The 23,046-nt window shown below is 58.9% G+C and carries 19 protein-coding genes and 1 tRNA gene; 6 read left to right on the top strand and 14 right to left on the bottom strand.

What is annotated here, in order from left to right; all coding sequences use genetic code 11:
• Positions 1-25: 25 nt before the first annotated feature.
• Entirely contained in the window at positions 26-1,669 is a 1,644-nt protein-coding gene (locus GSP01_RS04305) for an ABC transporter permease subunit (protein ID WP_141351082.1), read from the top strand.
• A gap of 25 nt (positions 1,670-1,694) precedes the next feature.
• Complete coding sequence (locus GSP01_RS04300) at positions 1,695-3,008, top strand: ABC transporter ATP-binding protein (RefSeq protein WP_141351080.1); 1,314 nt, start codon at positions 1,695-1,697, stop codon at positions 3,006-3,008.
• A 9-nt stretch (positions 3,009-3,017) separates the two neighbouring features.
• On the opposite strand, the gene GSP01_RS04295 is transcribed toward GSP01_RS04300, so the two are convergent.
• From GSP01_RS04295 to GSP01_RS04285, 3 genes are all read right to left on the bottom strand, one after another.
• Positions 3,018-4,400 (bottom strand): DUF2252 domain-containing protein, encoded by a 1,383-nt coding sequence (locus GSP01_RS04295; protein WP_141351078.1) that lies wholly within the window; start codon positions 4,398-4,400, stop codon positions 3,018-3,020.
• Positions 4,401-4,453: 53 nt separating this feature from the next.
• Positions 4,454-4,999, bottom strand: coding sequence for a peptide-methionine (S)-S-oxide reductase MsrA (gene msrA / locus GSP01_RS04290; RefSeq protein WP_141351076.1), 546 nt, complete (start codon positions 4,997-4,999; stop codon positions 4,454-4,456).
• Between the two features lie 90 nt (positions 5,000-5,089).
• Positions 5,090-7,036 carry a CocE/NonD family hydrolase gene (locus GSP01_RS04285; RefSeq protein ID WP_141351074.1) on the bottom strand — a complete coding sequence of 649 codons (1,947 nt, stop codon included), beginning with the start codon at positions 7,034-7,036 and terminating at the stop codon, positions 5,090-5,092.
• A gap of 152 nt (positions 7,037-7,188) precedes the next feature.
• Between GSP01_RS04285 and ilvD the strand changes: the two genes are divergently transcribed.
• Positions 7,189-9,045, top strand: a complete 1,857-nt coding sequence (gene ilvD, locus GSP01_RS04280; protein WP_141351315.1) for a dihydroxy-acid dehydratase — start codon at positions 7,189-7,191, stop codon at positions 9,043-9,045.
• Here the strand turns inward: ilvD and GSP01_RS04275 are convergent.
• From GSP01_RS04275 to GSP01_RS04260, 4 genes are read right to left on the bottom strand one after another with little or no spacing between them, the layout of a single operon-like run.
• Positions 9,023-9,904, bottom strand: a complete 882-nt coding sequence (locus tag GSP01_RS04275) for an alpha/beta fold hydrolase (protein ID WP_141351072.1) — start codon at positions 9,902-9,904, stop codon at positions 9,023-9,025. The two genes, ilvD and GSP01_RS04275, sit on opposite strands and share 23 nt — an antisense overlap.
• Positions 9,897-12,563, bottom strand: coding sequence for a valine--tRNA ligase (locus GSP01_RS04270; RefSeq protein WP_141351070.1), 2,667 nt, complete (start codon positions 12,561-12,563; stop codon positions 9,897-9,899). Before GSP01_RS04270 ends, GSP01_RS04275 begins: the two co-directional genes overlap by 8 nt.
• A 55-nt stretch (positions 12,564-12,618) precedes the next feature.
• Positions 12,619-13,143, bottom strand: a complete 525-nt coding sequence (locus tag GSP01_RS04265) for a DUF2497 domain-containing protein (RefSeq protein ID WP_141351068.1) — start codon at positions 13,141-13,143, stop codon at positions 12,619-12,621.
• Positions 13,144-13,175: 32 nt separating this feature from the next.
• The gene (locus tag GSP01_RS04260) at positions 13,176-14,633 is read right to left on the bottom strand and encodes a TolC family outer membrane protein (RefSeq protein ID WP_228123787.1); all 1,458 of its coding nucleotides are present in this window, start codon (positions 14,631-14,633) and stop codon (positions 13,176-13,178) included.
• Positions 14,634-14,789: 156 nt separating this feature from the next.
• On the opposite strand from GSP01_RS04260, the gene GSP01_RS04255 reads away from it, so the two are divergent.
• Positions 14,790-14,863, top strand: a tRNA-Cys gene (locus tag GSP01_RS04255).
• A 38-nt stretch (positions 14,864-14,901) separates the two neighbouring features.
• On the opposite strand, the gene glk is transcribed toward GSP01_RS04255, so the two are convergent.
• On the bottom strand, positions 14,902-15,870 hold the full coding sequence (glk, locus tag GSP01_RS04250; protein ID WP_141351066.1) for a glucokinase: 969 nt from the start codon (positions 15,868-15,870) through the stop codon (positions 14,902-14,904).
• A gap of 112 nt (positions 15,871-15,982) precedes the next feature.
• Positions 15,983-16,789, bottom strand: a complete 807-nt coding sequence (locus GSP01_RS04245) for an SDR family NAD(P)-dependent oxidoreductase (protein ID WP_141351312.1) — start codon at positions 16,787-16,789, stop codon at positions 15,983-15,985.
• 139 nt (positions 16,790-16,928) lie between these two features.
• Here GSP01_RS04245 and GSP01_RS04240 point away from each other — a divergent pair, with 139 nt between their 5' ends.
• A complete protein-coding gene (locus tag GSP01_RS04240; RefSeq protein WP_141351064.1) occupies positions 16,929-18,122 on the top strand; it encodes a hypothetical protein in 1,194 nt (397 codons plus the stop codon).
• 24 nt (positions 18,123-18,146) lie between these two features.
• Here GSP01_RS04240 and thiL read toward each other — a convergent pair whose 3' ends face one another.
• Genes thiL through nrdR form a run of 3 tightly spaced genes read right to left on the bottom strand, consistent with a single transcriptional unit; the run spans position 18,147 to position 20,116 of the window.
• Complete coding sequence (thiL, locus tag GSP01_RS04235) at positions 18,147-19,124, bottom strand: thiamine-phosphate kinase (protein WP_141351062.1); 978 nt, start codon at positions 19,122-19,124, stop codon at positions 18,147-18,149.
• 3 nt (positions 19,125-19,127) lie between these two features.
• Positions 19,128-19,619, bottom strand: a complete 492-nt coding sequence (gene nusB, locus GSP01_RS04230; RefSeq protein WP_141351060.1) for a transcription antitermination factor NusB — start codon at positions 19,617-19,619, stop codon at positions 19,128-19,130.
• Entirely contained in the window at positions 19,616-20,116 is a 501-nt protein-coding gene (nrdR, locus tag GSP01_RS04225; RefSeq protein ID WP_141351058.1) for a transcriptional regulator NrdR, read from the bottom strand. Before nrdR ends, nusB begins: the two co-directional genes overlap by 4 nt.
• Positions 20,117-20,235: 119 nt before the next feature.
• On the opposite strand from nrdR, the gene GSP01_RS04220 reads away from it, so the two are divergent.
• Complete coding sequence (locus GSP01_RS04220) at positions 20,236-20,727, top strand: copper chaperone PCu(A)C (protein ID WP_228123788.1); 492 nt, start codon at positions 20,236-20,238, stop codon at positions 20,725-20,727.
• 6 nt (positions 20,728-20,733) lie between these two features.
• Here the strand turns inward: GSP01_RS04220 and recQ are convergent, their stop codons facing one another.
• The gene (recQ, locus tag GSP01_RS04215; protein ID WP_141351054.1) at positions 20,734-22,602 is read right to left on the bottom strand and encodes a DNA helicase RecQ; all 1,869 of its coding nucleotides are present in this window, start codon (positions 22,600-22,602) and stop codon (positions 20,734-20,736) included.
• Positions 22,603-22,615: 13 nt separating this feature from the next.
• Positions 22,616-23,023 (bottom strand): OmpA family protein, encoded by a 408-nt coding sequence (locus GSP01_RS04210; RefSeq protein ID WP_141351052.1) that lies wholly within the window; start codon positions 23,021-23,023, stop codon positions 22,616-22,618.
• Positions 23,024-23,046: the final 23 nt, after the last annotated feature.

Here is a 23,046-nt window from a genome sequence, read left to right as displayed (position 1 = left end):
ATCATCAGGAAGGACAGCACGCATCATGACGGGCAGCCCGATGGCCATGCCCTTGCGGATCATGCATCGCTGGCGACAGCGCATGAGCGGCATCGAGCTTTCGATCCTGTTCTGTGCGACCGCTTTTGCACTCCTGGTGCTGCCCCGTGCTTCTGTCGCGCCTGTCCTGTTTGCCATGCCACCGGGGGCTCATCTGTCGTTGGGGGGCATGGCAGGGCTGACTGCCCTGCATGTGATCCTGTCCCTGCTGATTGTAGTGACAGCATCACTGCTCCTCTCAGGTGCGGCGTTTCAGTGGCCCCGTTTCAGGGCATTTCTTATTCCGGCTCTTTCTGTTGCCCGTGCAGTTCCGGGTCTTGGGCTGATCGGGATCCTGGCTGCGGTCTTCCCTCCGGCCCTGACCATCATGCTGGTTGCTGCTTCCAGCATGATCTGGCGGATCGTGACGGCGGTGCTCGACTCGGAAGACATGCTTCCCCCCGCGCTTGATGAAGTCGCAACCGGCTTGCGCATGACCGGTTGGCAGCGTTTCTGGCGCCTTCAGATGCCAGTCGCTGTCCCCCTGACGACCTTCAGGGCCATGCAGGGCATGCCGGCCTTCTGGGTCCGGCTGCTGTCCGCGGAGGGTCTGATGATGTTGATGAGCCATCAGGCAACGGGCGGATGTGGCGCAGCCGCCCTGCAGGCCATGCTGGACGATCTTCCGCTCCGGATCGTCGAAATTTCCGGGATCATTCTTCTGCTGATCCTCGTGATCGATCAGGCCCTCATGCGTCCTATGGTGGGCTGGGCACAGCGATATCGGCCCGAAGGCCCGTTCGCGGAACGCTCACGCCCGCAATCCTGGCTGTTGAGGATCTGGCGGCGCACAAAGCCCATGCACTGGCTCAGTGTTGGCGTGAGTGATGCCCTCGTCTGGATCGGGAACTGGCGCCTGGGCCGTCCGCGCAGTATCCTTCCCGAACACCACAGAACAGTCCGGGAGCTTCCAGAAGCGCTCCTGCCTGTCATTTCCCTGCTTTTCCTGGTTTATGCGGTCTATCGCGTCAACCTTCTGCGGCAGGTTCTCGTGGATCTGACCGAGAGTGTGGTTACGCTTTCACATGTCTGTGGAACACTGGTTCTGTGTGTACTGGTCTGGGTTCCGCTGGGTCTTCTAATCAGCGAGCACGGATCTTCCCTGCGCAATGTTTTCCGGGGAGTCGTAATGGCCTGCGGGCTCTTTCCGGCCGTACTTCTTTATCCGCTCTGTCGGGAACTGGGGCTCGATTCTCCAGTTATTTTGCTCTTTCTGGGTGCGCACTGGCTGGTTGGAATCGTTGTACTCGACGCGGCGAAAGCCATCCCCTCGGACCTGAGGCAGGTTGCGGCGGGCCTGCGCCTGCGGGGTGTCCTGCTGTGGCGGCGGCTTTTGCTGCCCGCCATCGCACCGGAACTCTGTGGAGGCCTGCTGACGGCGGTGGTGCCGGTCTGGAATGCGGTGATGGTGGCGGAGGCTTTCGTGTCGTCAAATAGTGGCCTTGGGGCCGCTCTGCTCTCTGAGGCTCTCAGCGGGGCCGTAGCGGCGCAGGTCCTTGCGTTGATGCTGCTGACGCTTCTTTCCATGTTGCTGGATCGACTGGTCCTGCAACCTCTGGCCGTAAATACGGCCCAGAAATATACGATATGAACCTCAGGCTGAAATCCACGGGCCCATGAAATCTCTTCTGTCCCTTCGCGAATGTAGCCAGACCTATCTCAAGGAGAGCAGCACGGATCTGGTCGTGCTCGATCATGTTAGCTTCGATGTGCGGACGGGTGAAATCCTGGGGCTTCTCGGGCGCTCCGGCTCCGGGAAATCCTCTCTGCTGCGGATCATGGCCGGGCTGACACCGCCGATGTCAGGGCGGGTGTTCTGGCAGGGGGCTCCCGTAACAGGTCCCTTGGATGGTGTGGCGACGGTCTTTCAGTCTGGCGCGCTTTTCCCTTGGCTGACCCTGCGGCAGAATGTGGCGTTAGGCTTGGAAATGCGCCGTCTGCCCCGTGCCGAGCGCGAAGTTATGACCGATGCCGCCATCGAGGTCATGGGGCTCGAAGGTTATGAGAACGCCTATCCGAAGGAGCTTTCCAAGGCCCTCAGCCAGCGTGTGTCCTTTGCCCGTGCGCTTGCGCTTCAGCCGTCCCTGCTTCTGTTGGATGAGCCATTTTCGGCGCTGGATGTCCTGAGTGCCGAAAATCTGCGTACCGATCTGATCGAGCTGTGGGATGAAAAGCGCCTGCCTCTCAAGGCCATGCTACTTGCAACACACGGGATCGAAGAGGCGGTCCTGATGTGTGACCGTATCCTCATTTTCTCATCCAGCCCCGGCCGTGTCACGCATGAGATCGCTGTCCCATTCCCCCATCCGCGTAACCGCGATGACGAAGATTTCCGCCGCTTCGTAGATCAGATCTACGCGCTTATGACCCGTCGTGCGCCCATCGTTTCTGAGGCGGACCCTATCCAGCCACCTGTCGCCTCGGCCACTGCACTTCCGCCCTTCTCCATCGTGCTTCCGCACCTGGCGGTCGAGGTTCTGGTCGGGCTGATGGAAGTGCTGGAAAGTGAACCGCTCTCAGGACGGGCCGATCTGCCTGAACTGGCACAGCGCCTCCAGATGACGCTGGATGACCTTCTGCCGCTGGGTGAGTCGCTTCAACTTCTGGATCTGGCGGAACTGGAGGATGGCGATATTCTGCTGACGCCTGATGGCCAGGCCTTTGTCGAAGGCGATTCAGACACCCGCAAGGATCTGATGCGCAAAGCGCTTCTGCACCATCTTCCCCTGCTGCGCTCTATCCGCAGCACGCTGGACGAGCGCTCGAGCCACACCGTGGATGCAGCCCGGTTCCGCAAGGCCATGGAAGAGAGCATGTCACCCGATTATGCGCGACAGACCCTCACTACGGCCATTGGCTGGGCCCGCTATGCCGAGCTGTTCGACTATGATGAGGAATCTGACCGCTTCCATCTGGAAACTGAGGAATAAGCTCGCGATTCAGGCGCAACAGACACGCTTGTCCGCGATGGCCTGTGTAAAGGCTTTCCAGTCCTTCTCGCTCTGATTGGCATAGAGCACTGCAAAATCGGCAATCGCACGGGCAAAGGAATGTCCCTTCCCCAGATAGCCAGCCAGGAGGGGAAGATCAGCGGAACGCCCGTGTGAACGGCCCAGGGTCCGCCCACAGAGTGCGGCATATTCCGGCAGAAGAGCATCCTCGATCTTCTCGCCGATCATGGCCAGACGGACATCCTTGGTCTGGCGTACATAGAAGTCGCGCCCTCCACCGGCCTTGCATCCCGTCTGTTCGGTCGTGCGTTTTCCGGTGGTGTGCGTCCATCCTAGGAATGTATCCGAACTGGCCTGCATGATGCGCTGTCCGGTGACGACCCGCTCCCCGTGGTTGGGCAGGTCCACAGCACCTTGGAAAGGTTCGAGAACGGAGGTCTGGGCCTCCTTGATCTGAAGGATCAGAGGCTCGTTATCGGCGGTCATGAACAGTCCGAGCGCACAGAATGTCCCGACACTGCCAATGCCGACGACCTTGAACAGCACGTCCTGCAAGGCATAACGCTCAAGGACGATCCTGCGCTCGGGCGGAAGATCGCTGACATAGCGTGCGAAAGCGCCGCGCACGATGTCATTGTGCTGCGGCAGGCGTGTGACGAAAGGCGGATGTTCCTTCAGGCGTCCCGCGGATTTGGGATCGATCATACCGAAATGACCGGAAATGGCCCCGAGTTCCGACTGGATCTTCTCCATCATGCCCGTACGGATCCTGCCGTCCACGATCCCGTCAATGACCGCCCGCAGATCGATCCGTTCGTTCCAGGCCTGAAGCGGCGGAAGCTTCGACAGACGGGCAATCTCATCAGCGTAATGTTGAACGGCCGAGACCGCCAGACGATGGCAATGTTTTTCAGACAGCGAGGCCTCGCGTCCCGCCAGAACAAGGCTCGTCGCCAGGCGCTTGAGGTCCCACTCGAACGTCGCGGGAGCGGTTTCATCGAAATCGTTGATATCAAAGACCGGGAGCCCTTCCGGAGACGGATAACATCCGAAATTGTCCAGATGGCAGTCCCCGCAGGACTGCACACGCAGTCCAGTTTTCGGCGTGAAGGACAGGTCAGACGCCATAACAGCCGCTGCCCCGCGCAGGAACGCGAAGGGCGAGGCTTTCATGCGCTGATGGCGGATCGGCAGTAGATCCGCGATCCGGCTCTTCCCCTGCTCCAGTAGGATACCGATCGGATCAGGGCGCTTGGCGGGCGGAACCCACAGGGCGTGGCTGCTACGCTTGACGGTCTTGCGCAGGGCCACGCCAGCTTCATAACGAGCCTGACGGGTACGGAGCGGCGGGAAAGAAGGTGTTTTTGTCATGGTTTGTCACGGTAACCGAAAAAAACTCCACGACAAAGCACCCATCATCCGTCTCAGTCAGGCTGCTTGAGGCGATCGCGGTAAAGCTTGCGGGCCTTGGCGACCTTGGGAGCTACCACGGCCGCACAATACGCTGTCTGCGGGTTGCGGGCGAAATAATCGTGGTGCTTTTCCTCCGCCGGCCAGAAATGGGCGGGTCCTTCGATGGAGGTCACGATCGGATCGGGCCAGATACCTTCGGATGCAATTTCGTCCCGCACCCTGCGGGCTGTTTCCTGCTGGGCGGCGTCTCCGAAAATAACGGAACGGTACTGCGTGCCGATATCGTTACCCTGCCGGTTGAGCTGTGTGGGATCATGCGTTGTGAAAAACACACGCAGGACATCCTCCAGGCCGATCTCGGTTGGATCGAAGACGACTTTTACGACTTCGGCATGACCCGTCTGCCCGGTACAGACGGCTTCATAGCTTGGGTTGTCGACGGAGCCGCCCGCATAGCCCGGTTCGGCTGAAATAATGCCGCGCAGGCCGCTGAAGACAGCCTCGACGCACCAGAAGCAGCCTGCGCCAAGAAGGATGGAAGACTGTTGGGTCGTCATGATGATGCTCCGCTAAAAGGATCAGCCCTCCCCTATATGGGAAGGCTGCTCCTGTTTGACGAGTTGCCGGATGGAATGAAGTGCGCGGGACTACTGCGCAGGCGCGACGGTCGGAAGCCAGATCGCGCTGGCATGATCGCCACCGCGATGGATGGTCTGGGTCGCGACGTGATAGTCGGAGGCCTTGGCATCGAAAATGTTCGGCACGAAGGTTTGCGGGTTGCGGTCATAGAGCGGGAACCAGCTCGACTGGATTTGGATCATGATCCGGTGCCCCTTCTGGAACACATGGTTCATAGCCGGAAGCGTAAAGTGGTATTCCTGCACCTGCCCCGCCGGAATGGCGGACGGATGCGTAAAGTTTTGCCGATAACGTCCGCGGAAAATATCCATCGACATCGGTAGCTCATAGCCACCCATCTGCGGATTATCGGGCGTCAGAGCGGGCTGGACATCGATGATCTTCACCACAAAATCTGCATCCGTTCCCGTGGTGCTGGCGAAAATATCGGCTGTCGGCACGCCCGAAACTGTGACCGGAGCATCAAGCACTGGCGTTTCGTAGGTCAGGACGTCCGGACGGCTTTCGGCAAAACGCTGATCCGTAACGAGCCATGCCTTCCAACGTGGATCTTCGCCCATCATATACGGACGTTCGACGAAGGGCACCGGATGCGCCGGATCGGAAACATAGCTGTCCGTTCCAGGCAGCGTGCGCTTGAAAGCCAGACCGTGATTGGGCTGGAGATACAGGCGCTCACCCTTCTGCATGCAGGTCGTGCCGCAGTCGCTCAGCCAGTTGCGAAAATGATCCCAGTGGTTTTCGCCAGTATTGTAGATGATGGCTTCATCCAGATGCGGATCGGGCGCGTTCTTCAGATAGTGATCGAAAAACGGCCGCATGACATTCGCGCGATACCACAACGCGGTGTCACCGTTGAAATGTAGCGGACCAAGCGTGGAGCCGTCATAATTCACGCCGCTGTGGCGCCACGGCCCCATGACGAGAATGTTCGGAACCTGCGTATGATGCGCCTTGAGGTTCATCCAAGAATGAATCGCTCCCCACATGTCTTCCTGATCCCACAGCCCCTGCTCCCAGATCGTGGGAACCTTGAGCGGCTTCTTCACGATCAGCTGGTCCAGCGCCTGCTCTTGCCAGAAAGCGTCATAGGCCGGATGGGCCTTCATACGCCGCCACCAGGGGAACTGGTCCAGCCCGGCCTTCGTCGCAAAATTGCCTGTGGAGACGTCCGCAAGAAACGTCGTGTAGTCGTCCGCATCTGGGCGGGGGATGGTCGGTCCGGAACCGGCTTCCGTCATCTGGGCCGTGAAATAGTCCAATCCCGCCTGGCGGAAGGCCCCGTAATGGAACCAGTCATCACCCATCCAGCCATCGACCATCGGACTTTCCGGAGCCGCAACCTTCAACGCCGGATGAGGATCGAGCAGCGCCATGACGACGGTCCAGCCCTCATAGGACGATCCCGTCATGCCGACCTTGCCGTTGCTCTCGGGCAGGTTCTTCACCAGCCAGTCGATCGTATCCCAGGCATCGGTCGTATCATCGGTCTTGGTCGGGTTCAGCGGACCGATCGGCGGTCGCGTCATGACGTAGTTGCCCTGCGAGCCATACTTGCCACGAACGTCCTGAAAGACGCGGATATAGCCTTCATCCACGAACACCCCGTCACCTTGAGGCAAAATGGCGCGCATGGTCGAGGCATCGGGAATACGGTTGGCGCGTTCGCTGGCGTGATAGGGCGTGCGGGTCAGCAGGATCGGGGCGTTTCTGGCACCTTTGGGGATCACGATGACCGTATGAAGCTTGATGCCATCGCGCATGGGGATCATCACGTCGCGCTTGATGTAATCGCGTTGGTCGACCGGCATGCTGACATGGGCGGGAATGTCGCTGCCCGTCTGGATCATGTCCGGCGTGACCGCTTGGGTGGATGTGGCGGGTTCGGCGGCCTGTGCTGCATACAGGAATGTCGCGGCCAGAGCGGTGCCGAGGCTCAGAAAATAACGTCTCACGAAGTGCTCCTGATCTTTGTTGCGAGTTTGGACCGGACAGAGTCTTTCGGGCAAGGGGAAGCAGCTTGGCTTTTCATATCTTTCCCGCACTGGCTTCTGTGCGTCTGATTCGCTATGGATCAGGGCCTTCTCCTGTCATGAAAGTATCTTCCATGCCCGCCTATCGCTCCCGCACCACTACTCACGGCCGCAACATGGCGGGCGCCCGTGCGCTCTGGCGGGCGACGGGCATGAAGGATGGCGATTTCGGCAAACCTATTATCGCCATTGCCAATTCCTTCACGCAGTTCGTGCCGGGCCATGTCCATCTGAAGGACATGGGTAGCCTGGTGGCCTCCGCGATCGAGGAAGTCGGCGGAATTGCCAAAGAATTCAACACGATTGCGGTGGATGACGGCATCGCGATGGGGCATGGCGGAATGCTTTATTCCCTGCCCTCGCGTGAGCTGATTGCGGATTCCGTGGAATACATGGTCAACGCCCATTGCGCGGATGCCATCGTCTGCATCAGTAATTGCGACAAGATCACGCCGGGCATGCTGATGGCGTCCATGCGCCTGAACATCCCTGTCGTGTTCGTCTCCGGCGGGCCGATGGAAGCAGGAAAGATCAACGGCCCAGGTGTGACGCGTAAGCTTGACCTTGTTGACTCGATGGTGGCGGCTGCCGATCCGGAAGTCTCCGATAGCGAGTCAGAGCAGATCGAACGCTCCGCCTGCCCGACCTGCGGATCGTGCTCGGGCATGTTCACCGCCAATTCCATGAACTGCCTGACCGAGGCGCTGGGCCTGTCCCTTCCCGGAAACGGCTCACTTCTCGCTACACATAGCGACCGTCGCGAGCTGTTCCTGAGCGCTGGGCGTCTGGTCGTGGAACTGGCACGTCGCTGGTACGAACAGGATGATGCCTCCGCCCTGCCCCGTAGCATCGCAACCCGCGCGGCTTTCGAAAATGCCATGACGCTTGATATCGCCATGGGCGGCTCGACCAACACGGTGCTGCATCTTCTGGCCGCTGCCAGCGAAGGCGGCGTTGACTTCCACATGCACGACATCGATCGCCTGTCGCGCCGTGTGCCCAATCTGTGCAAGGTCGCCCCGGCCAAGAACGACGTACACATGGAAGATGTCCATCGCGCAGGCGGTATCCCGGCCATTTTGGGGGAATTGAACCGTGCGGGCCTGATCCACACGGACGTTCCCACCGTTCACGCTCCCACGCTCGGGGATGCGCTGAACAAGTGGGACATTCTGAACGGTGACGAAGAAGCTGCCCATCTGTTCAAGGCCGCGCCGGGCAACGTCCGCACGATCCACGCCTTCTCGCAGTCCAGTCGCTATCATGAGCTGGATCAGGACCGTGAAGCCGGCGTGTTGCGCGACAAGGCCCATGCTTTCTCGCAGGATGGCGGTCTGGCCGTTCTGTATGGCAACCTCGCCGAAGACGGTGCCATCGTCAAAACGGCCGGTGTCGAAGCCAGCATCCTGACCTTCACCGGAACGGCTCGGGTCTTCGAAAGCCAGGACGATGCCGTAGCCGCCATCCTCGGCAATCGCATCGTAGCCGGTGACGTCGTAGTCATCCGTTACGAAGGCCCCAAGGGCGGACCCGGCATGCAGGAAATGCTCTATCCGACGAGCTATCTGAAATCGAAGGGCCTCGGCAAAGTCTGCGCCCTTATTACGGATGGCCGCTTCTCAGGCGGAAGCTCGGGTCTGTCCATCGGCCATATGTCCCCTGAAGCCGCTGAGGGCGGTTTGATCGGACTGGTCGAGGACGGCGATCGCATCGAGATCGACATTCCGAACCGCACTTTGCACCTTGCTGTTTCGGACGCTGACATTGCCGACCGCCGCGAGCGCATGAATGCGCGTGGCACAAGCGCTTGGAAGCCGAACCGTGAGCGCGTGGTCTCAAAAGCCCTTCAGGCCTATGCCGCCATGACCACGAGCGCGGCCCATGGTGCCGTCCGCGATCTGTCGCAGATCATCGTGAAGACGCGGACCTGATTGCACTCTCGACGGCGTCCTGCAATTCGGCGGACGCCAGCATTTTGGATGCAACATGTCCCGTCGCCGGGACGAGCGTGATTGTCCAGCCAAAGGGCACATTAAGTTTCTCGGCTTGCTCCCGGGCCTGAGCATAAGCCCACTGACCGCGCTCGAGATGGTTTCGGCCCTGCTCTATGGCATGCGGAACAAGTTCTGATGGTAATGAAGGTGCAGTATCGTCTGCGCCCAGAATAATTGCGATATGCCGCGAAAGATAACGCTTGAGATCCGGCAGGCTGGCCGGCTCCGGCCAATCGCGAAATCCATACGGAACGGGGGTCTCCGTCTCCGGCTCGACATAGGTGGCGGGATTCATGATGATCGTCATGGTCTCCTCGCCCGGAACGTAGGCTGCGACCCGTTCCAGATATTGTGCGCCTGCTGAATGTCCTATCAGAATGATCGGAAGATGCGGCTCATCGGAGATGTTACGTACCCACTGTTCCAGCGGCCTCATATACAGGGAAGCCGGGACCGATGTTGGTGAAGACGCTGGAAATCCACCCCGCTGATACTGCTGCACGGGAAAGCGCGAAACGGGAAAATCAGGCGCAAACACCAGACTGCATTCATGTGTGGCCAGCGGAATGGACTCGTCGCGATATGCTGCGCTATCGCGCTCTTTGCCTGCCAGGACGATCAGGATTGCCCTGATATCGCACGAGGCAGGTCTGAAGACCGAAACCGAAAGATGCTCGCCTGCTATGGCGGCATGCTCAAGGCTTCGACCTTCTGGTAGCGGCCTTGCTGCGGATACCCCCGCCGTAATGGCAAGAAGAACCGTAGCTAGACTGGCGGATGTTCTGAAATCAGGCAAGACGCCCCAGAGCCGCCTTCAGGCGAGCCAGATCATTCTGGAATGACGTCAGACGCTCACGGTTTTCCTCTACCACTTCCGGCTTTGCACGAGCCACGAAATCCGCGTTGTCCAGCTTACGTGTCACTTTGAGAATTTCGCCTTCGATCCGGGTCACTTCCTTGGAAAGACGCGCCCGCTCCGCGTCCAGATCAATCAAGCCTTCGAGCGGAATAAAAACAGTGGCTTCATCAAGAACGATCTGTGCCGCGTTACGGGGCGCGTCTTCTCCCACCACACCAACTTCGGAAACCCGAGCCATCCGCCCAATGGCTTCAGCCCAGGTTTGGGCACGAGTCAGATTTTCCGCAGTCGCGTCCCGTAGAAGAAGCGGTGCTTTCTGCGAAGGCGGAATGTTCATTTCCGAACGTACGGTCCGGACATCACTGATTAGGCGAATAACCCAGTCCAGCTCCGAGCGGGCTGCATCAGCCTGATCAACGCTCATGCATTCCGGCCAGCGACTGTCTTCGAAAGCCCCTGTATAGCCCAGCTCTTTCCACAATGTGGCCGTCACGAACGGAATGACCGGCTGCATCAGGCGCAGTATTAGCCCCAGGACGTGCGCGCTGACGGCCCGCAGTTCGAGGGTTTCCTCGTTTTCAGCCGCAAAGACGGGCTTCGAGAACTCCACGAACCAGTCACAGAACCGGCTCCAGACGAAACGGTAACAGCAGTTGGCATATTCATCGAAACGATAGGCCGAGAGGGCCCGTCCTGCTTCGGTGATGGCATCGTTCGCTTCCGTCAGGATCCAGCGTCCAAGCGCGCTCTTGACGCTTGCCGGATCAAAGTCTTCCGCCGGTTTGGCGCCGTTCATTTCAAGGAAGCGTGCAGCATTCCAGAGTTTGGTAATGAACGCGCGATGTTCCTCAACCCGCTTGCGCCCAAGCTTGATGTCTCGTCCCGGCCCCGTGCCCGCACAGATCGCCAGACGTGTCGCATCCGCCCCGAACTCGGCCACAAGGTCGAGCGGGTCAAGCCCGTTCCCCTTGGACTTGGACATCTTCTGGCCCTTCTCGTCCCGAACCAGTCCATGAATCAGAACGGTCCTGAACGGAACATCATCCATGAAGTGCAGGCCCATCATCATCATCCGGGCGACCCAGAAGAAAATGATGTCAAAGCCCGTAACCAGCACGCTGGTCGGATAGTAACGGGCCAGCTCTTCCGTTTTATCAGGCCATCCAAGCGTCGTGAAAGGCCACAGGGCCGAGCTGAACCATGTGTCCAGAACGTCTTCATCCTGCGTGAGGCTTACGCCCTCGCCGGCCTGGGCCTGGGCATCGTGTTCATTTTCCGCGACATAGACTTTGCCGTCTGCTCCATACCAGGCCGGGATCCGGTGCCCCCACCAGAGCTGTCGGCTGATGCACCAGGGCTGGATGTCACGCATCCAGGCGTGGAACGTATTTTCCCATTGCCGCGGCTCAAAAGCGATCTTTCCACTTTCGACCGCCTCTACCGCTGGGCCGGACAATGTCTTGGCATCGCAGTACCACTGAAGAGTCAGGCGCGGCTCAACGATTGCACCGCCACGCTCCGCATGCGGCACCTGCAGCTTGTGCGGCTCGATTTTCTCCAACCATTCCAGACGCTCAAGCTCGGCAACAACCTGCTTGCGACCTTCTTCGCGGCTCAGCCCATTCAGTGATTCGACGAACTCAACCGAAGCCAACCCTTCGACGTCGCGCAGCTCAGGACGGATTTCCTCGATCCACAGACAGGCTGTTTCATCAAGAACAGTCGGAGCCGGCAGATTGTGACGCTTGCCGACTTCAAAATCATTAAAGTCATGTGCCGGCGTGATCTTAACTGCGCCTGTGCCCTTTTCCGGATCGGAATGCAGATCGGCGACAACAGGAATGCAACGCCCCGTAAGCGGGAGAATCACGTTCTTACCGATCATATCGGCATAGCGTTCATCCTCAGGATGAACAGCAACTGCGACATCGCCCAGCATGGTTTCCGGACGTGTTGTGGCCACCGTGATGGTCCGGCCGTCTTCCAACGGATAGCGGATGTACCACATCGACCCTTTGGTCTCGTGGTTTTCCACTTCCAGATCCGAAATGGCCGAACGGAACTTCGGGTCCCAGTTCACCAGACGCCGGTCGCGATAAATCAGACCTTCATTATAAAGGGCAACAAAAACTTTCCGGACAGCACGAGACAATCCGTCGTCCATCGTAAAGCGCTCACGTTCCCAGTCCGCCGAAGCGCCGAGCTTGCGGAGTTGCCTGACGATCGTGCCGCCGTATTCTTGTTTCCAGTCCCAGACGCGTTCGAGAAAACCTTCGCGTCCTAGAGCGGTTCTGTTGGTGCCTTCCTTATCGAGAGCACGCTCGACGACCATCTGCGTGGCGATGCCCGCGTGGTCCGTCCCTGGCTGCCAGAGGACATTGTAGCCTTCCTGACGTTTCCAGCGAATCAGCATGTCCTGAAGGACAAAGTTCAGGGAATGGCCGAGATGAAGCGTGCCCGTGACGTTCGGTGGCGGGAACATGATCGAAAAAGGCTCACCCGCTTGGTCGGGGTGAGCCCGGAAAGCGCCGCTTTTCTCCCACGCGTCGTAGAGGGCATTTTCATGATCGGCGGGGACGAAGCTTTTTTCGAGCATGGTGATCCAGGAGAGTCAGTACAGCAGGTGGAAGAACGTGCTTCCGCCACCCTTCTTACTCTCGTGGACGCAGACGGGCAATTTCCGCACGGACAAGAATTTCAACCAGTGACGGAAGATGGGCATCCAGCCATGTACGCACCATGCTCCGGACTTCACCCCTCACCATGTCTTCGATCGTCAGGCCGCTGCTCCGGCTGATGACAGTATCTGATGCAAGCGGGGTAGCTTCGCTGAATGCGGCGTGCAGTTCATCTAGGGAACGCTCTGCTGCGGCCACTGTCTGAGCGTTCATGAGGTCATTTTTTTTTAGTTCGTTCTGGGCAGGCTGAGCTGTCGGGGGGGCTTCAGATGCGGAAGCAGCGGCGGTCTCGATCGGCCCCGCTATCACGGGTGGTGCGACCATCATAGAGTTATCGAGGGTCAGTTCTTCTTTCTGGGGCGACATGTTGTTGGGCTTATCCTCGGTCGATTCAGGCGATTTAGGATCTTCATGAAGAGCACGCCGGATCGAACTCAGGACGTCTGTCATTGCGTCATCGGCGTGCTGATCTTGCTGGATCGATTCAGAAGAAGTCATGAATTGTTAATATTCCGTTTTATTAAAAAATTTTATCGACCGGGCTGGTTGATTGCATAGTCGCTCAGACCCCACAGCTTGTTCTTGACCGCGTTGTAATAGGCTTTTTCGTCATAAAGAGGGACGCCCAGTTTGAGATCGACGGCTGTAAGTCGTCCGATCGCGGCCGCGACGGCGTAGGAAGAGGTAACAAGGTTTGAAAGATGTTGCACCAGGGTCCGCTGGGACTGCAGCAGGGTCTGCTGCTGCTGAAGGACCGCCAGCGTCGTGCTCGTGCCAACAAGAGCCTGCCGTTCGACACCGTCCAGAGCGATCACATTCGCCGAAATTGCCATGCGGTCGCTGGAAATCGACTGCTTGAAGGAAACCATCTGCTGCCAGCTGGAAGCGGCCTTTTGAAGAGCTGTCCTGCGCTGGACATCGACTTCACGGTGTGCCGCCTGGGCGTCCTGACGGGCGCCTCGGATCGAAGCATATTCTGAGCCACCCTGATAAAGGGGAACAGTGAATTCGATCTCGCCGAACTTGTTATCCTGAAGTGAGTCGCCATAAGCCTGATTGACGGAATGCTGATAGTTCAGGCTCGCAGAAACTTTGGGCATGATCTGTGAGATCTGGACGGAAATTTTGTCCTTGCTCTGGGCTTCGGTGAACAGTGCGTTGACGACCTGAGGATTATTCTGGACAGCGATGGCCACCGCTTCCTGTTCACTGTGAACAGGAAGGTTGAGAGGTTGGGGGGGGACCAGATTGGGGGCCGCTGCGATACCGACCATTTGGAGGTAGGTCGCTTGTGCGCTCTGGAGTGTACCTTCAGCCTGCTGCCGTTCAGCGGTAGCGCTGGCAAGGGCCGCTTGCGCCTGCGCAACATCCGTTCGGGTGATTTCACCAACATGAAAACGCTCCTGGGTCGCCTCGACCTGCTGCTGCAGGACGTGTTCGTTGTTTATGGCGATTTGCAGTAGCTGCTCGTCTTCAATGATGCCTACATAGGCACTTACAACATTGGTGAAGACTTCCTGTTCCGTCTCGATCAGATGGGCGCGTTCGGCCATAATCTGGTTTGTGGCGGCATGCACGCTGGCGACCGTTTTGCCTCCCTGATAGAGCGGCTGGGTGATGGCAACGTTGCCCATATATCCGGGTGTCTGATAGCGGCGTGAGCTGCCGAGATAGCCACCTTTCGAGGCATAATTGGTACTGCCATCATAGTAAGTGAGGTTCAGTCCAGTCTGGACAGTTGGGCGCCATCCTGCAAGAGCCGTGGGAAGCTGTTCATCCGTGGCACGCAGAGTAGCACGCTCCTCGCGTAGTGTCGGATTGGTCAGGTATGCCGTCGAAAGCGCTTCCTGCAGCGTGTGCGGGATGAAATTCGGTGAACCGCTACCGTCATATTTCTGGGCAAGAGCAGTTCCGCTCAGGAGAAGCGATAGAAGACCAAGCCCGAGGGGGGCTTTCAGTTTCATCGCGCTGTTGCATCCTGAAGTCATGAGATTTCCTGCTCTTTAAGTATGCATCATATCACAGCATTATGTGAATCAGTTCTTAATAGCCTGTTGGAAGGAAGAAGAAAAATCCTTCCGTAGATCAATTATCGGTCTTGACCCTTCGGGCGCTAAGAGAGATATAGCGCCTGTCTCCGCCGAGGTCCGGTGGCAGAATGGTGATGTAGCGGACTGCAAATCCGCGTATGTGGGTTCGATTCCCGCCCGGACCTCCAGAGATTTCTCCCCAGAAGTCCAGACTTGTATTTCATTTTTACGGATGCGATTCCGCGTATGCGGCCGCAGCGCCGAAGAGGCCGGGCTGTGGGTGTGTGATGATCTTGACTGGCATTTCGGTCATCATCGCCTCGAAACGGCCCTTTGCGACGAAGCGTTCGGCGAATCCGGAACGGCTCAGGCTGTCAGCGAGACGCAATCCCAGACCACCACCAATGACGACGCCACGTGCGCCATGTGCTAGCGCCAGATCGCCGGAAATAGCGCCCAGGCTGAGGCAGAAACGTTCCAGGGCGGCTACGGCGACCGTGTCGGAGCCATCAAGGGCGTTTTTCCACAAGGTACGGTTATCACGCAGGGTGATGGGCCAGCCCTGCATTTCGGCAATGACTTCGTACAGATTGGTTAGGCCGGGGCCGGAGACGATCCGTTCGGCTGAGACGCGACGGAACCGCAGGCGCAAGGCGCTGAGGATCTTGTCTTCGAGTTCGTCGAGTGGCGGATAGTCCAGATGGCCACCTTCGGTTTCCATGACAAAGTAGCGGTCGCTGCGGCGAAGCAGGCAGGCTGCGCCTAGTCCTGTGCCGGGTCCTACGATCGTGATGGCGCCTTCTGTTGGCAGGTCGATGTCCGGCCCGCAGAGATGCTTCATGTGCGAGGAATCGACCTGGGCCACGGCATGAGCCACTGCTCCGAAATCATTGACGAGCACGAAATTGTCGAGATGCAGGCGTGCGCCGAGCTGGCTCGGCTGGATGATCCAAGGATTATTGGTCAGCTTGAGGATTTCGCCGCTCACCGGGCAGGCTACGGCAATGCCGGCTTCGCGTGGAAGTGTCCGGTTCAGGGAGCGGCCGAATGTTTCCCAGGCCAAGGCCAGGCTGCCATATTCCGCGCATTTTAGTGTCGTGGCCTCACTCAGTGAGACGACCTTGCCATCCTCGATGGTCGCGATTGCAAACCGTGCGTGCGTTCCACCGATATCGACGGCTACGATTTCCCTCATGGCACCTCAAATCCTCTGGCGATGCTGGCCGGTGGCCTGCGCTTTTTCCAATGCGCAGCAGTTGCCTACCGGTTCCGCTGCGTCAAGTTCCCGATCGTTTTGAGAGTGTCCGTCAGTTGTTGACTGGACGCTGCTTGACTTCGGCCGTTCTGAGCAGTCGGTGAACGATTGCGCGCGGTACAATCATTTCAAGGAAGCGGGCTATGGTGAAAGGCCAGGGAAAGAGCAGATGTGCCCTGCCCTGCCCGATTGCGCGCGTGATCATCCGCGCGGCGCGGGGTGTCGAGACGAGGAATGGTCGGGCTCCTTCGAGACGCTGGCTCATGGGGGTGTCGACATAGCCCGGAGAAATGAGCGTTACGGAGACATGATGCGGTGTCATGGCAGCATGAAGTGCCGTGCTGAAGCGAGCCAGGCCAGCTTTTGAGCCGCTATAGGCCGTGGCGACCGGAAGGTCATGAAACGCCGCTACCGAGCCTATGAGCGCAATATGACCTGCTTTGCGGGCTGCCATGCGCGAAGCCATTTCGGTTGCAAGGGTCGCGGGCGTTGTGAAATTGACGAGGGAAATATCGCGGACCTGTTCGGCTGTTTCGGTCAACGCGCCTTCCGGGCGGATATCTCCAAGTCCTGCTCCCAGGATCAGGATGTCGATCTGGCGCGCGTCATCCGACTGGCGCAGTGCCGCCAGAGCGTCATCGGTCCGGCACAGATCGAGCGACAGAATCTCGACAGAAGCGCCCTTGCGGATGACCTGTGCGGCAACATCCTCAAGGCGTGCGGCGTTGCGTCCCCATAGTGTCAGATGCGTTCCAGGGCGCGCATACTGAAGGGCCAGCGCGGCGCCAATGCCACTTGATCCTCCGGTAATAAGGACGTGAAATGAGGCGCTGGAAGAGGAAACAGAAGTCTCTGGCATGGAAAACCGCTTTATTCGTGGTCGGATCGGGGCTGGAAGGGTATAGCCCTCCCATGCAACAAGATGCGACCCCGTGCCGTACTGGCACATCACCCCGTCGGACGGGATGTTTTTTTCGATCAGAGGTACACCTGCCATTATGACACTGCCCGACAGGACTGACATCCCTGCGCCGCATGATGATCTTGTGGTTCGGCCAGTGACGACGCGGGCTGATCTCAAACTGTTTACGACGCTTCCACGCCGTATCTATGCCGGAATGGCGGGCTTTGTCCCTGCTTTCGACATGGAACAGGATGATCTGCTGAATCCGAAAAAAGCGCCGATTTTTCGTCATGCGAGCATTCGCTACTTTCTGGCATGGCGTGGAAACACGGCTGTCGGGCGCATTGCAGCAATCGTGGACCATCGTGCCATTGAGCACTGGGGCATGAAAATCGGCTGTTTCGGTGCGCTGGATGCCGTTCCTGAAGGCAGTGTCGTCAGTGCACTGTTGGAGACGGCCCGGAACTGGCTGCGTCTGCAGGGAATGCAGACAATGCGCGGGCCGGTGACACTGAGCGGCAATGGCGAATCAGGCCTGATGATCGAAGGGCAGGACCAACCCTTGATGGTCGCCATGCCCTGGCATCCACGCCTGTTGGGCAAGCTGGTCGAAGATGCGGGTTACAAGCCTGTCGAGGATCTTCTCAGCTATAAGCTCGATCTGGACGATCAGACGGAGTCGCGTTTCAAGGTTCCGGGGGATCTAAAGATCGGTGAAGGACGTCTGGGGGCCATTGCCATCAGGCGCCTGTCGAAGAAGCAGATTGCTCAGCAGGGCGAGATCCTGCGTCAGCTTTACAATGACGCTTGGAGCGATAAGTTCAACTTTGTGCCGCTCCAGGACTACGAAATGAAGGCCATGATCAAGCAGCTTGGTCCGGTTCTTCGTCCTGAACATTATGTTCAGATCGATCAAAATGGCGAGCCTGTAGCTATGGCGCTGGTCGTGCCCAATATTTACGATATTGCTGGTGACCTTGGTGGGGCGCCATCGCCTCTGGGCTGGGCGAAGTTGGTTGCACGTCTGACGACGCATCGCTTCCATTCTGCCCGTGTCATTCTTCTGGGCGTGACGCAACGCCTACGCGGAACGGTTCTGGGGGCTCTTCTGCCTTCGCTAGCGATTGCCGAGCTGATGCGTCGACGGAAGTCCCTACCCTATTCTTGGGTAGAACTGGGCTGGATCCAGGCATCCGATTCTAATATGCGCAATTTGGCCGAGAGCATCGTTCCCGAAGCATACAAACGGTATCGGCTTTACGAACGCCCGATCGACGATCCTGCTTGAAGCCGTAACTTCGCAGGGCGTCTGTCAGAAATGCTGCCAGCCGCCCTGTTTTGGGAGGATTTCATGCCCCTCCCCATCCAGAAGCCGGACTCCCGAACCGGCGCGTACCGTTCCGATGCGATGGACCGGAATTTCGGCAGCCTGGCAGGCGGCTTGAAGCGCTTTTGAGTGTCCAGGCGTGCAGGTGAGAAGCAGTTCGTAATCATCGCCGCCGCACAGGCGTTGCATAAGCCATTCACGCCCCAGTGCAGCTGCTGCAGACGAGAGCGGTACGGCCTCTGTATCCACAACAAGCTGGACACCGGATTCCTTGGCTATATGGCCGCAGTCCTGAATCAATCCGTCTGAAATATCCATCGCAGCGCTGACGATGCCGTTCAGCTGAAGCCCTGTCCGGGGGCGCGGCAGATGATATCGTTCTACCAAAAAGGCTGACGGGTCTTGCAAGTTACCCTGCAAGACAAGCAGACCCAGTGCGGCATCGCCGATTGTGCCAGTGACCCAGATATCGTCCCCGGGTCTGGCTGTGCTGCGGCGGAGCGCCGTATTGTGTCGGAGTAGTCCGAATACGGTGGCGGAGAGGACCAGGGGGCCTGAAATGGACGTGGTATCGCCGCCGATTAGATGTACACCATAGTGTTTCTGATCCTCCGCCAGTCCGCGAGAAAATGCCGCAAACCAGTTTTCGTCGTGCCGTCCACCGCGCGGAACTGTCACGTTGAGCGTATAGGCATGGGGCCTTGCGCCCATGGCTGCCAGATCAGACAGATTGCAGCGTAGTAGCTTGCGGCCGAGGGTTTCCGGAGGGTCATCCGGAAAAAAATGAACATTTTCGACCATCGTGTCGGTCGAAATTGCAAATTCCTCGCCGTCGGGGCAGCGCATCAAAGCGCAGTCATCCCGAAGATCGAGACTTTCCGCGCCGGCGAGAGGTCGGAAGTGACGGGCGATGAAGCCGAACTCGCCTACTCCCGCTACTTCGGCCCCTGACGCGCCCATCATGGATCAGACGTTGCCGTCGTTGCCGTCGTTGGCGCGGTGGCTGAGGGTATCGAGAATCCCGTTGACCATCTTGGGTTCATCACCCGAGAAGAAGCCGTGGGCGACATCCAGATATTCGTTGATGATGATCCGGTCGGGTGTGTCGGTGCCGATCTCGAATACGGCTGCGCGCAGCAAGGCACGCAGGACGGGATCCAGACGCGGCAGCGGCCACTGCTCTGGCAGAACATTGCTCAGCTTCGCATCGATATCGTCCTGGCGGCGCGTGACACCAAGAACGATCTCCTGAAACAGTTTCAGATCGGCGTCGGGGATGTGGCCATCGTCAAAGGACGCTGTGGAACTGATGCGGCGGTGACGAATGAACTGGCTGATGACGGTTTCCGCCGTGTCGCCAGACTGTTCGCACTGGAACAGCGCCTGAACGGCTGCAACGCGGGCAATGGTCCGGCTACGGCGCGTCGGATTTGCGGCGGGGGCGTTGGTGGCGGTCATGGTGTCTCCTGGGAGTCGTCGGGGGACGGTATGTCCGTTTCCCCGGGAATGGGTTTCATGTCGGCGAGGATTTTCGAGAACGCCTCGACCTCGCGGAAGTCGCGGTAGACGCTGGTGAAGCGGACATAAGCCACACCATCCACTTCGCGCAATGCGTCCATCGCAAGCTGGCCGATGCGATGGGAAGAAATTTCTTGTTCTCCCGAGGCTTCAAGCTGCCGGACCAGCCCGTTGACCAGACGCTCCTGGCGTTCCTCAGGAACCGGGCGCTTGCGTAGGGCAACACGGATGGAACGTGCGAGCTTATCCCGGTCAAAAGGCACGCGACGCCCGTCCGCCTTGGTCACGGACAGTTCACGTAACTGGACCCGCTCGACGGTCGTGAAACGCTGCGTACAGGCCGAGCAGACGCGCCGGCGACGGATCGCAACCCCGTCTTCCGTGGAGCGGCTGTCCTTGACCTGGGTATCGTCATGTCCGCAAAAAGGGCAACGCATTTGCCATCCTGAAGTGTTCGGGCCTTGTCGTGGCCAGGAAAATGGGAGCACTTTACCGGATGATGCGTTCCGGCCCAAACGGGCTTCATCAGTTCGCGCACAACACCGGGAGACTGTCGTTGAAACGGGTATCTGTCCTGACCGCCCTCTTTGTCCTTTCCACTGCGCAGGCTATGGCTCAGCAGGCTCTTTCGGGGACAGTGGTGGCGCGGGATGTCGATCATGATGCGCAGCGGGTCGTGGTTATGGACGGGACATTTCGCCCGTCAGCCTATTTTCCCAACCGTGGGGCTGGTTATTTCACGATTCGCAACGATGACAGCGTTGACCATCTGCTGAAGGGGATTTCATCCCCGCTGTGTCAGAATGTCGTCGCGCATCATACGAACCAGCAGCAGACGGACGGGGCGAATGATCTGTTCACGCATCTGGCGCTCCCGCACGACTCCACGATGATTTTCCCGCGTTCGGGTTACCATATGATGTGTATGGGAATTCGTCAGATGCCTGCCGCTGGTAGTAAGGTGCCGTTCACGTTCGATATCCTCAATGGCGGCAGTATTACAGTCAGTTTCACTGTCACGGCGCCTGACGAACTGACGCACGACTGATGTTCCTTACTGGGCAGAGGCGGGTTCGCGGATTTCGCGTAAGACGGTCAGAACCGCTGCACCGTAGCGGTCCAGCTTTGAGGCGCCGACGCCCTTGATACTTCCCAGTTCAGTGCGGCTGGCAGGCTGTTCGCGGGCGATGTCTCGCAATACCGAATCGTGGAAAATAACATAGGGAGGGATTTCCTGTTCCCGCGCTTCGGACAAGCGCCACTGGCGGAGGGCATCGAAATACGGTTTCTCATCTGCCGACAGACGATCATTTTCCGTATTGCCGTCCGAGCCCGCGCTGGCGGTCAGGGCTGGCCTGGCTTCCAGCCGGAGCGCTATGCGCTCCTCGCCGCGCAGGATCGGGCGCGCGATTTCGCTCTGAAGCGCGAGACTTCCATATTCGCCATGCATTCGGATGGCTCCGCGCGCGATCAATTGGCGGATGACGGCGCGCCACCACTGCTCGCTTTGTTCCTTGCCGATTCCGAAAACTGAAAGATGCTGATAGGCATTACGTTCGATGGTTTCGTTGAGCTTTCCACGTAACACATTGGAAAGCTGGACCGCTCCGAGACGTTGACCGGTGCGATAAATGGCTGAGAGGACCTTCTGGGCAGCCTGTGTGCCATCGAATGTTGAGACTGGGTTGATGCAGTTGTCGCAGTGACCGCAGGGTTGCGTGAGGTTTTCTCCGAAACACGCAAGCAGCGCCTGCGTGCGGCAGCCTGTGGTCTCCGTGATGGCGATCATGCTTTCCAGACGCGCCTGCATGACGCGTTTTTCGTGATCGGGGGCGCTGGACTGTTCTAGCCAGTACCGTGCCCGGGCCATGTCCTCCCCGCCATAGAGCAAAAGCGTGTCGGACGGCTCGCCATCGCGCCCTGCCCGTCCGATCTGCTGGTAATACGCTTCCGGCGAGGACGGCATGTCCAGATGGACGACGCAGCGTACGTCCGGGCGGTCGATGCCCATTCCGAATGCGATCGTGGCGACGATCACCATTTCCTCGCCTGAGCGGAAGCGCATCAGTGTGGCCCGCTTCTCGACCGAGGAAAGGCCGGCATGGAATGGCAGGGCGGTCAGGCCCTTGTCCCTCAGCATGGTGGCGACGCGTTCCGTCTTGTTGCGACTGCCACAATATACGATAGAGGCGCCTTCGCGATGGTTCTGAAGTGTTTCGAGGAGCTGCCGGCTTTCGCTGGCCTTGGCGCGGGCTTCCACGATCAGGTTGGGACGATGGAAGCTTGCCATCAGGACCCGTGCATCGGGTATCCCGAGTGCGTTGAGAATATCATCACGCGTCCGAGGATCAGCCGTAGCAGTCAGGGCAATGCGCGGGACGCCCGGGAACATCTCCGGTAGGCTGGCGAGTGCCCGGTATTCAGGGCGGAATTCGTGGCCCCAGGCCGAAATGCAGTGTGCTTCGTCAATCGCGATCAGCGATATCTGGCGTTTTGACAGGAAATTCGCTGTCGCAGGCTGAAGGAGGCGCTCTGGCGAAATGTAGAGAATATCGATCCGGCCATTGCGCAGATCGCTCTGAAGTTCGTCACGTTCGTCTGGCTCAAGCCCGGAATGCAGTGCGGCCGCGCGGACGCCGAGCTGTCTCAGGCCCGCAACCTGATCGTCCATCAGGGCGATCAGGGGGGAAATGACCAAACCCATGCCTTCCCGGCAAAGTGCGGGAACCTGATAGCACAGACTCTTGCCTCCACCCGTCGGCATAAGGACGAGCACGTCCTCCCCTTGCATGACCGTTTTGACGGCGTCCTGCTGAAGGCCGCGGAAGCCGGGGAAGCCAAAAACTTCCGCCAGCACATCTTCAGGCGTCGGAGGCTGGTTTAATCCCGGGGCGACGGGAGGGCTGTTTTGAGCCTGCGTCATCCCGGGCGCCGGATCAGTGGCCCGGAACGATGGTGATGGAAACGCGACGCAGGGCGACGTGGGAATCTTCCAGCGCACTCGGGACATACGGCGTCATCTCGATCCGTGCACCATTCAGCCCGTCATTGCTGAGCTGTGTCGCTACGGTCTGGGCCCGGCTCGTCGCCAGTTCCTTCAGAACTGCGGCATCACCGTTAGTCCCTGCGGAGCCAGAAACGCGAACGACGGAAGCGTGCTCAGCGCGGGCGGCTGTGGCAGCTTTGGTCACGACAGCCTGGGCGACGGGGCTGAGCGTTACGGATTCACGGTCGAAAAAAACGACGTAGCTGTCCCGAGAAGGCTGTTCGGCGCAGCCTGCCAGCGCAGCTGACAGAACGAAAACCGGGGCCGCGATGCGGACGAAGGAGAGGAAACGTGCCATGGCGTAGCGTCCTGTCAGGATAA

The organism is Gluconobacter sphaericus NBRC 12467 (assembly GCF_006539125.1).
Lineage (GTDB): Bacteria > Pseudomonadota > Alphaproteobacteria > Acetobacterales > Acetobacteraceae > Gluconobacter > Gluconobacter sphaericus.
This window is presented reverse-complemented; position numbering and strand designations above follow the sequence as displayed.

Bases quoted from the DNA above. Each gene is read 5' to 3' on its own strand.
- GSP01_RS04240 (WP_141351064.1), top strand. From the start codon at position 16,929: ATGACACTGCCCGACAGGACTGACATCCCTGCGCCGCATGATGATCTT.
- msrA (WP_141351076.1), bottom strand. From the start codon at position 4,999: ATGACGACCCAACAGTCTTCCATCCTTCTTGGCGCAGGCTGCTTCTGG.
- GSP01_RS04260 (WP_228123787.1), bottom strand. From the start codon at position 14,633: ATGACTTCAGGATGCAACAGCGCGATGAAACTGAAAGCCCCCCTCGGG.
- GSP01_RS04305 (WP_141351082.1), top strand. From the start codon at position 26: ATGACGGGCAGCCCGATGGCCATGCCCTTGCGGATCATGCATCGCTGG.
- nrdR (WP_141351058.1), bottom strand. From the start codon at position 20,116: ATGCGTTGCCCTTTTTGCGGACATGACGATACCCAGGTCAAGGACAGC.
- GSP01_RS04265 (WP_141351068.1), bottom strand. From the start codon at position 13,143: ATGACTTCTTCTGAATCGATCCAGCAAGATCAGCACGCCGATGACGCA.
- GSP01_RS04295 (WP_141351078.1), bottom strand. From the start codon at position 4,400: ATGACAAAAACACCTTCTTTCCCGCCGCTCCGTACCCGTCAGGCTCGT.
- GSP01_RS04210 (WP_141351052.1), bottom strand. From the start codon at position 23,023: ATGGCACGTTTCCTCTCCTTCGTCCGCATCGCGGCCCCGGTTTTCGTT.
- recQ (WP_141351054.1), bottom strand. From the start codon at position 22,602: ATGACGCAGGCTCAAAACAGCCCTCCCGTCGCCCCGGGATTAAACCAG.
- thiL (WP_141351062.1), bottom strand. From the start codon at position 19,124: ATGATGGGCGCGTCAGGGGCCGAAGTAGCGGGAGTAGGCGAGTTCGGC.
- GSP01_RS04245 (WP_141351312.1), bottom strand. From the start codon at position 16,789: ATGCCAGAGACTTCTGTTTCCTCTTCCAGCGCCTCATTTCACGTCCTT.
- GSP01_RS04270 (WP_141351070.1), bottom strand. From the start codon at position 12,563: ATGCTCGAAAAAAGCTTCGTCCCCGCCGATCATGAAAATGCCCTCTAC.
- glk (WP_141351066.1), bottom strand. From the start codon at position 15,870: ATGAGGGAAATCGTAGCCGTCGATATCGGTGGAACGCACGCACGGTTT.
- nusB (WP_141351060.1), bottom strand. From the start codon at position 19,619: ATGACCGCCACCAACGCCCCCGCCGCAAATCCGACGCGCCGTAGCCGG.
- ilvD (WP_141351315.1), top strand. From the start codon at position 7,189: ATGCCCGCCTATCGCTCCCGCACCACTACTCACGGCCGCAACATGGCG.
- GSP01_RS04300 (WP_141351080.1), top strand. From the start codon at position 1,695: ATGAAATCTCTTCTGTCCCTTCGCGAATGTAGCCAGACCTATCTCAAG.